Origin of the sequence: Paraburkholderia sp. RCC_158 (assembly GCF_041355255.1) — a bacterium.
Classification (GTDB): Bacteria; Pseudomonadota; Gammaproteobacteria; order Burkholderiales; family Burkholderiaceae; genus Paraburkholderia; species Paraburkholderia graminis.
Map to the genome: position 1 here is coordinate 1 of NZ_JBFUPM010000050.1, position 12,235 is coordinate 12,235.

General features: G+C 56.4%; 11 protein-coding genes. 5 read left to right on the forward strand and 6 right to left on the reverse strand.

Features of this window, described 5'->3' with window-relative positions:
* Positions 1-499: 499 nt before the first annotated feature.
* The 5 genes from AB6809_RS35725 to AB6809_RS35745 all read right to left on the reverse strand — a co-directional run bounded on the left by AB6809_RS35725 (position 500) and on the right by AB6809_RS35745 (position 6,566).
* Positions 500-1,999 carry an MFS transporter gene (locus AB6809_RS35725; protein WP_371028537.1) on the reverse strand — a complete coding sequence of 500 codons (1,500 nt, stop codon included), beginning with the start codon at positions 1,997-1,999 and terminating at the stop codon, positions 500-502.
* A 654-nt stretch (positions 2,000-2,653) separates the two neighbouring features.
* On the reverse strand, positions 2,654-3,841 hold the full coding sequence (locus AB6809_RS35730) for an acetyl-CoA C-acyltransferase (RefSeq protein ID WP_371028538.1): 1,188 nt from the start codon (positions 3,839-3,841) through the stop codon (positions 2,654-2,656).
* A 102-nt stretch (positions 3,842-3,943) separates the two neighbouring features.
* Positions 3,944-4,870, reverse strand: a complete 927-nt coding sequence (locus AB6809_RS35735) for a 2-dehydropantoate 2-reductase (RefSeq protein WP_371028539.1) — start codon at positions 4,868-4,870, stop codon at positions 3,944-3,946.
* Positions 4,871-4,983: 113 nt separating this feature from the next.
* Positions 4,984-5,565 (reverse strand): DUF302 domain-containing protein, encoded by a 582-nt coding sequence (locus AB6809_RS35740; RefSeq protein WP_371028540.1) that lies wholly within the window; start codon positions 5,563-5,565, stop codon positions 4,984-4,986.
* 68 nt (positions 5,566-5,633) lie between these two features.
* Positions 5,634-6,566 (reverse strand): 3-keto-5-aminohexanoate cleavage protein, encoded by a 933-nt coding sequence (locus tag AB6809_RS35745; protein ID WP_371028541.1) that lies wholly within the window; start codon positions 6,564-6,566, stop codon positions 5,634-5,636.
* A gap of 201 nt (positions 6,567-6,767) precedes the next feature.
* On the opposite strand from AB6809_RS35745, the gene AB6809_RS35750 reads away from it, so the two are divergent.
* The 5 genes from AB6809_RS35750 (at position 6,768) to AB6809_RS35770 (ending at position 11,366) form a co-directional block, all read left to right on the forward strand.
* Complete coding sequence (locus AB6809_RS35750; RefSeq protein ID WP_371028542.1) at positions 6,768-7,142, forward strand: DUF485 domain-containing protein; 375 nt, start codon at positions 6,768-6,770, stop codon at positions 7,140-7,142.
* Positions 7,135-8,721, forward strand: a complete 1,587-nt coding sequence (locus AB6809_RS35755) for a cation acetate symporter (protein WP_371028543.1) — start codon at positions 7,135-7,137, stop codon at positions 8,719-8,721. The genes AB6809_RS35750 and AB6809_RS35755 overlap by 8 nt, the downstream gene beginning before the upstream one ends.
* A 47-nt stretch (positions 8,722-8,768) precedes the next feature.
* Positions 8,769-9,548 carry an enoyl-CoA hydratase/isomerase family protein gene (locus AB6809_RS35760; RefSeq protein WP_371028544.1) on the forward strand — a complete coding sequence of 260 codons (780 nt, stop codon included), beginning with the start codon at positions 8,769-8,771 and terminating at the stop codon, positions 9,546-9,548.
* Positions 9,549-9,561: 13 nt separating this feature from the next.
* On the forward strand, positions 9,562-10,782 hold the full coding sequence (locus AB6809_RS35765; protein WP_371028545.1) for a CaiB/BaiF CoA transferase family protein: 1,221 nt from the start codon (positions 9,562-9,564) through the stop codon (positions 10,780-10,782).
* A 134-nt stretch (positions 10,783-10,916) separates the two neighbouring features.
* Positions 10,917-11,366: a MarR family winged helix-turn-helix transcriptional regulator gene (locus AB6809_RS35770; RefSeq protein WP_371028546.1), complete on the forward strand. Its 450-nt coding sequence runs from the start codon at positions 10,917-10,919 to the stop codon at positions 11,364-11,366.
* Positions 11,367-11,793: 427 nt separating this feature from the next.
* Here AB6809_RS35770 and AB6809_RS35775 read toward each other — a convergent pair whose 3' ends face one another.
* Positions 11,794-12,156 (reverse strand): carboxymuconolactone decarboxylase family protein, encoded by a 363-nt coding sequence (locus tag AB6809_RS35775; protein ID WP_371028547.1) that lies wholly within the window; start codon positions 12,154-12,156, stop codon positions 11,794-11,796.
* Positions 12,157-12,235 lie beyond the last annotated feature (79 nt).

Consider the following 12,235-nt stretch of genomic DNA (forward strand, 5'->3'; position numbering starts at 1 on the left):
TATACAGCTGCAGCCCGTCTTGTTCTGGAATGCCAATCGAAGCCTCTCGCAAAGGGAGGCGTTCATATACACTACAATGAGCGCCACCCACACAAAGCACTGAAATATCGCTCGCCTCGCGAGTTCAGGCGTGCTGCGAAGTCATCAATCTAACGGTGTCCGCGTGTCCTCAGTTACAGGGCCAACTCCAGTAGCCGACTACCTCTCCGCTAAACAGATCCTTGAGGCCGGCCAGATACAGCCATCCCTCATCATGGCTAGTCACGTACGTTCTGTCGGCGCATCGCTAGCTGCCGTGACTAAGCGACTTTCCGAGTAGGAATTCGCCATGGCCGCCATCAATCACATCGTCCTCTCAAACGACGTCGACTCGAAGTAAAACCGCAGCGCTGACCGCCATTATCATCGAATGGCCAACGAAGCACGCGCTTCGGTCATGGAATCGCAATTTGGGTGCCGCTTCATTGGACGTGATTCGAAAGTGCGCAATTGATTGCGCTTAGTCAACAACCGTTGCGGATTCGCCTTGTAAGCACATAGGCTGGGGAGCGGTTTCCCAGACATCGACAAGTAAGTAAGTGAGCATTGCGCAGACTGCAGCAACAGCGGCTGCAGCGAACAACACCGAGGAAAAGCCAAGCTCAAAGCTGTTGCGTGCCACATAAATCACTTGATCTGTCACAGCCGGGACGATACTTCCCCCGGTGTCCCCGGCGACAATATGCGAGATAACCAGTTCGATGGTCTTCGCATCGAGTTGCGGGAGCCCTTCATTCGCTACGGCCCGTGTGAAATGACGTTTTGTCTCGCTGGCCAAGATCGCGCCAAGGAATGTGATACCGAGCAAGAGTCCAACGAAGCGCAACGTGGCACCAATTCCAGATGCCATTCCACCGCGTTCGGGCGGGATCACTGTCATAGAAACCTTCGTTGTTTCACCATTGAGCAGTCCTGCACCGCAACCAGTGATCAACATTCCAATCCAGAGCAACTTCAGCGAACCACCAAAATGTACCACCAGCGCAGTACTGAGGTTGCCGCAAGCAACAATGCATAGGCCGATCGTGAGAATGGCTCGCCCTGACATGCTGCGAGCGAGGACCGCCCCGACGCGGGGAAGAAAAAACAAGGGGAGCGCGAAAGGCATCATGGCAAGTCCAGCCATCGCCGGATTGAAGCCGAAGCTATTCTGCAGGTACAAAGGCAGATACGTCATCATAACTTGGGCCGCTGATGCAAATCCAAGCATGGCAATACTGCTGCCCAAAAACGTCCGCCTGCGAAACAGCGAAAAATCAACCATGGGGCGCTTTTGAACCAGTTCTGCGACCACGAAACAAAACAGCAGTGCCGTCGCGACGGACAGCTTGCCGAGAGTTGGACTGCTGGGCCAGCCGTCAACGTTGGCGTTTATCAGCCCCCAAACCAAATAGAAGAGACCGCCGCCGAGAAACGCTATCCCGGCCAGATCCAACTGTCGCGAGTGCGGGTCGTTTGATTCGTCGACTGACGAGAATCCTACGGCGATCAGCGCGGCCCCGACAGGGACGTTGACTAGGAACGCCCATCGCCAGCCGACGGTAGACGTGATAAAGCCGCCAATTAGAGGGCCTATCGCTACAGCTACTCCGACGAGCGTTCCCCAAAATGCGATCGCTCGAGCCCTCTCGGCGCCGCGAAAAGTATGACCTAGTACCGCCAGAGCGGCACTGAGTTGGATCGCCGATCCAACACCTTGCAGCCCACGTGAGGCATTTAGAATAGTTGAATTGGGCGCCAAGCCGCAAACAAGGGACGCAGCTGTAAACAGCAACATGCCGGTCAGTAACAAACGGCGCCGTCCGAATCGGTCAGCGAGCGCTCCCGCAGGCATCAGGAACGCCGCAAACGGTAAAATGTATGCGCTGACGACCCACTCGATGTCTGTAAAGCTAGCGTTAAGATCTCTGGCTATCGTCGGTAGTGATACTGCGACAATATTCGAATCCAGCATGATCATGAAAGATACGCCAGATGTGCAAAGCAGAACTCGAGCACTTCCCGTCGACAACCAGTGCCTCAGTCCTGCGCGGCGAGCGCTGTTCGGCGGGTCTTGTTTGGCGGAATCGCCGAGAGCAGGTGATCTTTCATCCATATGAGTCCTCGAATCTCGACTTATAGACGCCTTCGAGCCGCTGCGGATGCTGATGACTCAGATCGACGCTCAACGATCAACGGCCCTTACCGGTCATCCATTGTTTGCGTTGCCAGTGTTCGGCGTATTTGCCCATACCGCCAAAGGCGACCCTTGTGCTCAATGTTCAGCGAGTCGCGGCCAGTGGGAATTCTTATGCATGCAAGGGGCCAGGGATCGACCGAGCCCTCCGTTCGCCCACCCTTCATTGCACCGTTGATCGATGAAAACGGGAATTCCGTCCATATGAGTTGTCGGCTGTTGCCACATCAAGACTTCGAGCGCTTGATCCTCGAGAGACCAGCGCCCGCTCACCCAGCGGCGGAAAGGCTCGATCCTGACGAGCGCAGGAAACATGAACCCCAACGTAGAGGAAGACCGCGGAACGCTCTGGACAGGGCCTCTGCGGCTACCGTCTTGCACCCGCGTCGGCGTCGTTTGAGTCAACGAGTCAGTGATCCTTTGCTGCTCATGAAGGGGTCAAAGAAGTTCGACCGCAAGCGCAATACCTTGACCACCCCCAATGCACAGCGTGACGATGCCACGCTTCAAGCCATCGCGCATTAAGGAGTGAAGCAGGCGGGTCGTGAGCACAGCACCCGTCGCGCCGATCGCGTGACCATGCGCGATCGCGCCACCCTCCACGTTGACTATTTCATCTGGCAGACCGATCTGTTTCATGACGGCTAGTGGAACAGCGGCGAAAGCTTCATTGATTTCAACTCGATCGACATCCGTCAGGCGCCATCCCGCACGCTCAAGCACCAGCTCGACTGCGGGGGCAGGCGCGATACCAAAGATGCCCGGCTCGACCGCAGATACTGCGAATGCAGCGAGCTTCGCCACAGGCTCTAGATTGTTCTTGTCAGCGAAGGCCCGGGTAGATACGAGCATGCCCGACGCTCCAGAGTTCAGACCGGGGGCGTTGCCTGCAGTAATTGTGCCGTCCGGCCTGAAGGCTGGCCGCAATTTCGAGAGGGTCTCGAACGTCGAATCGGGGCGGGGCTGCTCGTCGACAGAAAACTCCACGAGTCGTTTCCCGAGGGATATCTCAAGGGAAACGATCTCATTTTTGAATTTTCCTTCTGCTTGGGCATTCGAGAAGCGGGTCTGCGAACGTTCTGCCCAACGATCCTGCGCCTCCCGGCTGATACAGTATTCCTTGACCAGATCTTCAGTGTGCCATCCGGAATGCTCGTTTGAAAACGCATCGTTCAGGCCATCGCGCAGCATGCTATCAATGATCAACGTATTCCCCATGCGGCTGCCCCATCGGCCGTCAGGGAAGAGATAGGGCGCTCTGTCCATGTTTTCCATCCCGCCGGCAATCACAGCCGCGGCTGTGCCAAGGGCCACTTCCTGAGCGGCTGTTACGATGGCCTGCGCACCAGAGCCGCATACGCGGTTGACCGTAAGGGCGGGAGAAGACACCGGAAGGCCGCCTTTAATTGAAGCCTGGCGCGCCGGATTCATGCCGTTACCCGCCTGAATCACGTTGCCGAGAACGGCAGAGTCCACCTTCGAAGCGGGCAAACCGGTTCGACGAAGGACCTCCTTCACCACTGAGGCACCCAGGTCGGTGGCAGGTACGCCCTTGAGAGAGCCGTTGAACGCACCAATCGCCGTACGAACCGGTGCGGTCAATACAATTTCCATGTCTTTGAACATATCGTTTCTCCGTGTGATGCATATCTGCGCTGACAGCGACGCACGCCCTTGCGTGCGTCAAACCTATTGGAGGCGTGGAACCGACTGCATCGTCGCGCCGGGTCACGATGCGGTACGCTGAAGTTCGTATGCCTGAAGGTGCGAATAAGCGACGTCCAGATAAGGGGTGTCGACCAAGTGCTGCTTTGCGCGCTGGATCATGTCACCAACGATGGCGTCTGCCTCAATCTGCTGCGCCCCAACGTCAATATCTCGCATCATTGATGCCGCCCACGCTGAGTCGGGATCAAGCAGAGAACTTTCCAAGCTGCGGACAGCGGCATCCTCAAGCGCAAATCCCGATCTCTGTGCAACTTGCCGGCATTCGCTGATCAACGCGCGAATCAGGTGCTCGCCCTTGGCCGTATGCATGATCTGGCCGATCGTCGCGCGCATCAGACAGGTCGATGCGGCGCCTGCACAAACCATGACCCACTTTTCCCAAAGCTGAGCTTCAATCCGTTCGGACAGCGTGCGATCACCCGCGGTCCGAGAAAAACATTCGAAGATCTTCCGGGCAGCATCCGTCTGGACCGGATCGCGCGGCCCGATAATCAACTTGTCGAAACGACTCAGATGAGCGATATCACCATTCGGTAACAATTTTGTGGCGATGTAGGCGATACCGCCAAGCACCCGGTGACGACCGAAGTGGCGATCGAGGGCGTCGTAAGTCGCAAGTCCGTTAAGCAAGGGAAGGATGACAGAGTCTTCTGCGAGGGCGGGCGCAATGGAGGCAATAGCCGCCTTGATGTCGTAAGCCTTGCAAGTGAGAAGCACCAGGTCATACCGGGCGTCCACATCCTCTGCCAGTACGGTTTTGACGTTTGACAGGGTCTCACCGGAGGCACTTTTCACGACAATTCCGTTGGCCTGTAGGACCTCTTGGCGTTTGGGCCTGACGAGGAAGGCCACATCGGCTCCTGCCTGTAAAAGTCGAGCACCGTAGTATCCACCCAGCGCGCCTGCTCCCAGCACTAGAATTCGCATCTCATCACCATTCGTGAAGACATTGGCGCTCGCGCAAGGTAATCGCGCGCTCGCGAGGAATAACACCCGCCATTTCACACTCCGATGGCGGATAGAGCTGCGTCATAAACCGTTTATTGAAGCACCGCGTTGCAAAACTTCGCGAGGCGCTCGTCGAGAGACCGACCCTGTACGTCGATTGCGGCGCTATGGTACTGACTCAGCAGACTCGACGGCTTGTCGTACTCGATGGTCGTACCCCCCTGAGAGTTTTCATAGACCATGATCCGCAATGGTGCATATAGACCGGCACCCATGTTCTGACTTGTCATCTCCACGGCCGTCAAAATGTTGCCGGTAAAGTACTCAGTTCCACGTTTTTGAACGCCCTTGAGAGCCAACCAGTTGGTGAAGGAGCCTGTGTAATGGATCATCAGGCCGTATTTTCCGGCTGCCTTTTGCAACTCGGCCTGAAGTTCATCTGTACGCCTCTCCTTTGCCATTTGCCGATAGCGGTCATCGAGCTTTGCGAGACTGCCCTCAATGTCCCCGATCACCGCCCGGTATGGCTTGCTCGAAGAGACAGTCACGTGTTGCACAACCATCGACGTTTCCGAAACGTCCACAGTTGCAGCGTGCGCGGAGATGCTCGCGAAGAAGGATGCGGACAGGCAAACGGAGGCCAATCGGCGTGCGACGTTGACGGTTGACTTCATGATAAATATCTCCTTACTGATGATGGTTCAAGTACCTAATTTTTTTCACGCGACAGCCGATGCTTTGCTCAGAAGCTAACGTTGTCTCCACCCTTCAGGTGCAGCAACTCCCTCGCTTCGTCCGGCGTTGCGACTTCCAGCGAGAACTCGTTGAGCATGCGCGTTATCTTGGCAACTTGATCCGCGTTACTTCTGGCAAGCTGGCCCCGTTCGATATACAGGCTGTCTTCAAGACCCACGCGGACGTTTCCTCCCATAAGAGCCGACTGCGTTGCCACCGGCATCTGGTGGCGGCCCGCAGCAAGAACGGACCAGATGTAATCAGTGCCGAAAAGGCGGTCCGCGGTACGTCGCATGAATACGACGTTGTCCGCCTCAGGCCCAATTCCGCCCAAGATGCCGAACACACTCTGAATAAAGAGGGGCGGTTTGACGAGTCCTTTATCGAGGAAATACGCGAGGTTATATAGATGCCCGATGTCATAGCATTCGTGTTCGAAGCGAGTGCCATGGTCGGTCATCAACTCATAGATCCTCGCAATGTCCCGGAACGTGTTGCGGAAGATGAATGCCTCGCTCGCAAGCAGATATTCCTTCTCCCATGGAAATTTCCATTCAGAAATTTTCCCCGCGAGCGGATGCATTGAGAAGTTAATCGAGCCCATGTTCAGCGAGCACATCTCGGGATGAAACGTGAGCGCTGCCGCTAGCCGGTCTTCAACTGTCATTTCGGGACTACCGCCCGTTGTCAGGTTAATGACGGCGTTCGTACGTTCCTTAATAACTGGCAGAAACTTCGAGAAGATCTTTGGGTTGCCGGTGGGAGCGCCCGTCGCGGGGTCGCGTGCGTGAAGATGAAGGATTGATGCACCTGCTTGGGCCGCGGCAATCGCCTGCTCTGCGATGTCCTCGGGCTTATACGGCAGATAGTCGGAAAGCGTAGGGGTGTGAATCGCGCCTGTCACGGCACAAGTGACAATGACTTTACGCTGTTTCTTCATGGCGGCTCCTGATTGATTGCAACCTGACAGCGCAGGTCCCTGTTGGTGTTTACACCGAGCGATGCGAATTGCTTTGATGACGCGATATTGCGTGTATATACTCGCATTGTCAACGGTGTTTACGCGAGTACAACGCATACACGGGAGACGCAGCGCAATGAAGTCAGCGCGTCACGAAAACATTGAGGCAAGGAGGCGGAGATGCACCCGACAGAGTTTGGAAATCTTGAGTTCGACCGGCTGGAATCGGCAGGAGGGGTCGAAGAGTCGAGGGAGCTTGTTGCGAAGACGTGGGGGTTGGCCAAGACCCGGAACCGGTTCGTCTGGCCGCTGCTTGGGGGATCGCTCGCTATCTACTTTGGCCTGTTGATTTTAGTCCTGTCATCGCCCGCTGCGATGAGCCAGTCGCTGTGTGGTGAGATCAACATCGGCCTGGCAGCAGTGGCTGCGCAACTGCTTGTAACGGTGGCTGCATTCTGGGCCTATTGCACGTGGGCGGCCGCAAAGTTCGACGCATGCGCGGCCTCTTTGAAGTTGCATGCGCAACAAGCTACTCGTGAGGCCCAACATGTCTAATTTCATGTCTGGCGGCGGCGTCCGGATTGCCGCATTCGCCGCGTTCATTCTGCTCAGTCTGTTGCTGACGAGTTGGGCTTCGCGTCGGTCAAAAGGAGCGGCTGGATTTTTTGTTGCAGGGCGCAATCTCACGCCAATGCAAAACGGGCTTGCGATTTCTGGCGACTTCATGTCCGCCGCCTCGTTCTTGGGGGTAACAGGGCTCGTGGCGCTGTTCGGGTTTGACGGTCTCGTTTATCAGGTGGGATTTATCGTCGGTTGGTTGATGATCATGCTGATTGTCGCCGAGCCGGTGCGCAACTGTGGCAAGTACACTCTGTCGGACGTTGTTGCGCTTCGTCTGCCGTCGGCATCGGTGCGGGGGGCAACTGCCGCGTCGTCGCTGCTCATTGCCCTAGCCTATCTGCTTGCGCAACTCGTAGGTGCTGGCGCGCTCGCAAGCCTCTTGCTGCCGATTGGCACGGATGCGGCAGTGATTCTGATCGGCGTACTCATGATCGCCTATGTGCTGTTCGGCGGGATGGTCGGAGCGACGTATGTTCAGATCGTCAAAGCTATCCTCGTATGGTCTGCGGCAGCTTTTCTGCTCGTGCTAGCGCTCGCACATTTCTCGTTTGACGTTGGGGCGATGTTCACGAAGGCTAAAGCCTCTTCTTTGCATCCGGATCACTATCTGATTCCAGGGGCGTACCTTAAAAACCCTTTGGACACTGTTTCGCTCGCGATCGCTCTCGCTCTTGGAACGGCTGGGCTCCCGCACGTCATGACACGTTTCTACACCGTACCGTCGGCGGTCGACGCAAGGCATTCGGCAAAGATCGCGCTCGTTGTAATGACATCATTTGCAATCATGGTCTGTCTCTTGGGCTTTGCAGCATGTGCAATCGTCGGGCCGCAGTCGATCCTCCAATCAAACAAGGCAGGTAATAGCGCAATAACGCTGCTCGCTGTCTCGTTGGGCGGTGGCGTGGGATCGTTCGGCGGAGAAATGTTGCTTGCCTGTGTATCCGCGATCGCGTTCGCGACGATCCTCGCGGTCGTGTCCGGCATCATGATTTCGTCTGCATCGACGATTGCCCACGACATTTTTGCGATGCTCGTCTTCCGCAACGACGCGCAGGACAAGCGTCAGGTTCGTGTGGCCAAGATTGCGACCGTGACGTTTGGGGTGGCCGCAATCTGCCTCGCGCTGGCAGTGAAGTCCTTGAACGTCGCGTTTCTTGTGGGACTCGCTTTTGTCATTGCGGCCAGCGCAAATCTCCCCGTCATCCTCATGACACTCTACTGGCGCCGATTCACTGACGCTGGCGCCGTCGCGGCCGTCGTTGTTGGTGTTCTCTCTTCAATAGGACTTGTCCTTGTGGGGCCGGCCGTCATTGGCGCACATGGCCTCGTGTTCAAAACTACTACGCCACTGATTTCCCTGGCCAATCCGGGAATCATCAGCATTCCTTGCGGCTTTGTGGCTGGTTGGCTTGTTTCGTTGATCACTTCCCAAGGAACGTCTGCCAGCAGCTTCGAAGAGCAGCAGTTGCGGATGCTTAGCGGTTACGGTGCCGAGGAGGCGGTCGAGCACTGACGCCGGAACCCCTCGCTCAACTACACGTTATCTATAAAGGAAACAAGATGACTTCACTTAATACCGAAGCGATCCAATTCGCGAAAGACGGCGAAGTTGCCGTCATCACGATGCAGTTCGCCCCCCATAACCTTGTGGGAAAAACGCTGTCAGAAGCGTTGATCGACAACCTGAAGCGTGCCGAAACAGAGAAGGCGCGAGCGGTCGTCATCAAAAGCGGATTGCGACATTTTTCGGCTGGAGCGGAGATGTCGCTTTTCGAAAACGCCGGCGCGCGTCGTAACGACGTCGACTTTGTCGGTGTCCTTCGCACCTTTGATGAGCTACCGATCCCGATCATTGCCTCCGTCCATGGTATCGCCGTTGGCGGTGGATTTGAGATTGCTCTAGCTTCAGATCTGATTATCGCCGCAGCATCCGCAAAGATGGGCCTAGTCGAAGCGACGCTGGGGCTGCACCCTCTCATGGGGGGTGTGCAGCGCCTTATCGACCGGGTCGGCCTGGCTAGGGCGAAAGAAATCGTCTTCCTTGCTCGCAGGCACGACGCGGCGACGCTCGAGCGCTGGAACGTGATCAATCGTGTCGTTCCCGACTCCGAACTGGAAGCTGTAACGATGTCGGTCGCTCGTGAGATCGCGGCTGGTCCAACCGTCGCTCATGCCGCCACCAAGCGGCTCGCTTCGCTCTACAGTAACAATGGGATGCGTGCAGCGGACGAGGGAATGGCTGATATCGCTGATGCCATCTACCGGACCGCTGACCTTCAGCGCGGTCTTGACGCATTTGCAACGACGGGACCCGGTAGTGCGGTCTTTGAAGGCAACTGAAAACGAGGATGACATGAGCAAGGGGCCACTTTCAGGCATCAAGGTAATAGACTTCTCGCGCGTGCTTGCGGGACCGCACTGCGCGAAGACGTTGCATGACCTCGGTGCCGATGTGATCAAGGTCGAGCCGCCGCGACCTGATATTTCGCGTTCGGCGTTGCCGCAATACAATTCGATCTCGTATTACTATATTCAGCAAAATGCTGGAAAGCGCAACGTCAGCCTTGACCTAAATTACCCGGAAGCGCGGGAGATTGCGAAGAAGCTGATCAGTGAAGCCGATATTCTGGTTGAAAACTTCAGAGCAGGGACACTCGCTTTCTTCGGTCTTGACTACGAGTCCGTGCGCGAGATTAACCCGAGACTTATCTATGTCTCGATCAGCGGATATGGTCAAGGCGGTCCGCTGTCGCATCGTGCTGCCTATGCGCCGACTGTGCATGCAGAGTCGGGGTTCACGTCCACTTTCCTCTCCCATTTAGGAGACGATCTCGCGCAAGACCGACACGATCCCTATTCCCACGCTGACATCTACACCGGTCTCGAAGCTACCATAGGGGTGCTTGCAGCCTTGTATCGCCGCAGCGTGACAGGTGAGGGGCAGCATATCGACGTGGCAATGGCTGCCACCATGCTGGCCATTAATGAACGTGTGCACGTGGACCTGTCGGATGCTGATCTCGGGGCCGAACCTCCGGCGCTGGGGCCGTCGTTCTCGCCATTCTTTCGAACGAGCACCGGCGAGAAGATCACAATCGCGACGAGCGTCGTTGCGAGTCTGTCGTTCCCCCTCTACATCGGCGCAATGCGACGCGCGGACCTTGCGCGCGATCCACGTTTTCGGACGCCGGAACTTCGCAAAAAAAATCTCGCCGAGTTTCATCAAATCGTACAGGACTGGATCCTTACGTTCGATAGCCTTGCGGCGTTGGACGCTCAACTGGACGAGGCCAAGCTGGCGTTCGGCGTGGTTAGAGACATCAAGGACTTCGCCGAATCGGAGTGGGCACAATGGTGGGGTGCGACCGAGGCTATCGATGACCGCGCGGGGGGCACAGCACGTGTGCCAGGGAAGCCGTGGCGATTTTCGGCCAATGAGCTCGAGCATCCCGGAATTCCCGCCTTCCGTGGAGAACATAACTGCGAAGTGCTTCGCGAGTTGGGCTATAACCCGGAACAGATTGCTGAGCTGACTAGCCGGAACGTCATGACGAAAGACCCGGCTGTTCAGTAGTCGCTGGTCAGAAGAAGGATCTCTGCGCCGTCTGGCAGAGATTCGCAGTTTTGCGCTGTCGTTTCGCACCGTCGATAAAAAGATGTATATGCGCTTATACTAGATTTTACATGGATCGTCCCTGGGAGGCTCCGATGGAATTGCTGCAATGTAACTGTTCGTTTTTGCGCAGTGCGACCCGTGCCCTTTCGCAAGCGTACGACGAAGTGCTCAGACCAAGCGGATTACGTATTACTCAATTTTCCATGCTTGCGCGTGCGTCGGCAGTGGGGGAAGTGTCGTTGAGTGAGTTGGCAGATTTGATGGCAATGGATCGCACAACCCTGGGCCGCAATCTGCAACCCCTAGAAAGGGAGGGCCTGGTACAGATCAACGTCGGAGAAGACAAGCGCGAGAGACTTGCGAGCGTCACTCCGGAGGGCCGGAAGCTCTTGGCTCGTGCATTGCCCCTGTGGGAGAGCGTGCATCTGCGGTTTGAGCAGAAGTTGGGAAAACGCGAATCTAAGGAACTGCGGCACACGCTAAAGAGGATTGTGAATGTAGGCAGGGAGCTGTCTGGGGAGAACGAGACACTCGTTGGTTAAAGTGGCTCATTGGCCTCATCGACTGCGGATCGGCGTCCGACTTACGTCATCGAAGCTGGAGGCAGCGACGTAAGCACGAACCGACGGCGACGTTGCAGAGCGCTACGGTATCCACTGATGTGTGAGCTTCCCGAATGTGGACGGCTTCAAACCTACTTGCCGCGTAGTAGTGAGAGCAATAGTAGATCGTGCCGATACGTCTGTTGCCTTAAAGTCCGGAGCGAAACCGGCAGGGGAGCGTTGGACACCGTTTGGAGTTGGTCAGCGTTACTGTCGCGATGCCTCGCCAGGTGAATGCGTCGATGAGAGTGGGGCTCGGGCACTGGTGGGCGCGGTACAAGTTCGCGATCTGTCTTGATACTGATGTGTTTGAGACACGACGCTTCGTTGAGGCGTGTTGTTGCGGGATCCATTTCGCTGAGTTCGGCTATTCGGGGATGCTCGCACCCAACTCCCGCAGTACCTCGGCAGCGTTTCGAAACGCTTCGACAGCTGCAGGCGCCCCAGCATATATTGCACTGTGAAGCAAGACCTCCCGGATTTCAGTTGTAGTCGCACCATTGTTAATGGCGCCACGTATATGGCTTTTCAGTTCGGCGCCTTTGCCGAGAGCGGCAAGCATTGCGCATGTGCAGAGGCTCCGAGTCTTGAGATCAAGCCCGTCCCGTAACCAGGTCGTGCCCCACGCATGCTCATTGAGCCATTCCTGCAAAGGGCGGGAAAACGCGTCAGCAGACGACATGGCACGCTCGACGAAGTCTGCCCCCATCACCTGGGTGCGGCGGGCCATACCCCCCTGCGTCACACTAGATGTCGCCTCTGAATTTTCTTAATTTGAAGAACTCAGAGGTGCAGGTTGAATGCCAAAC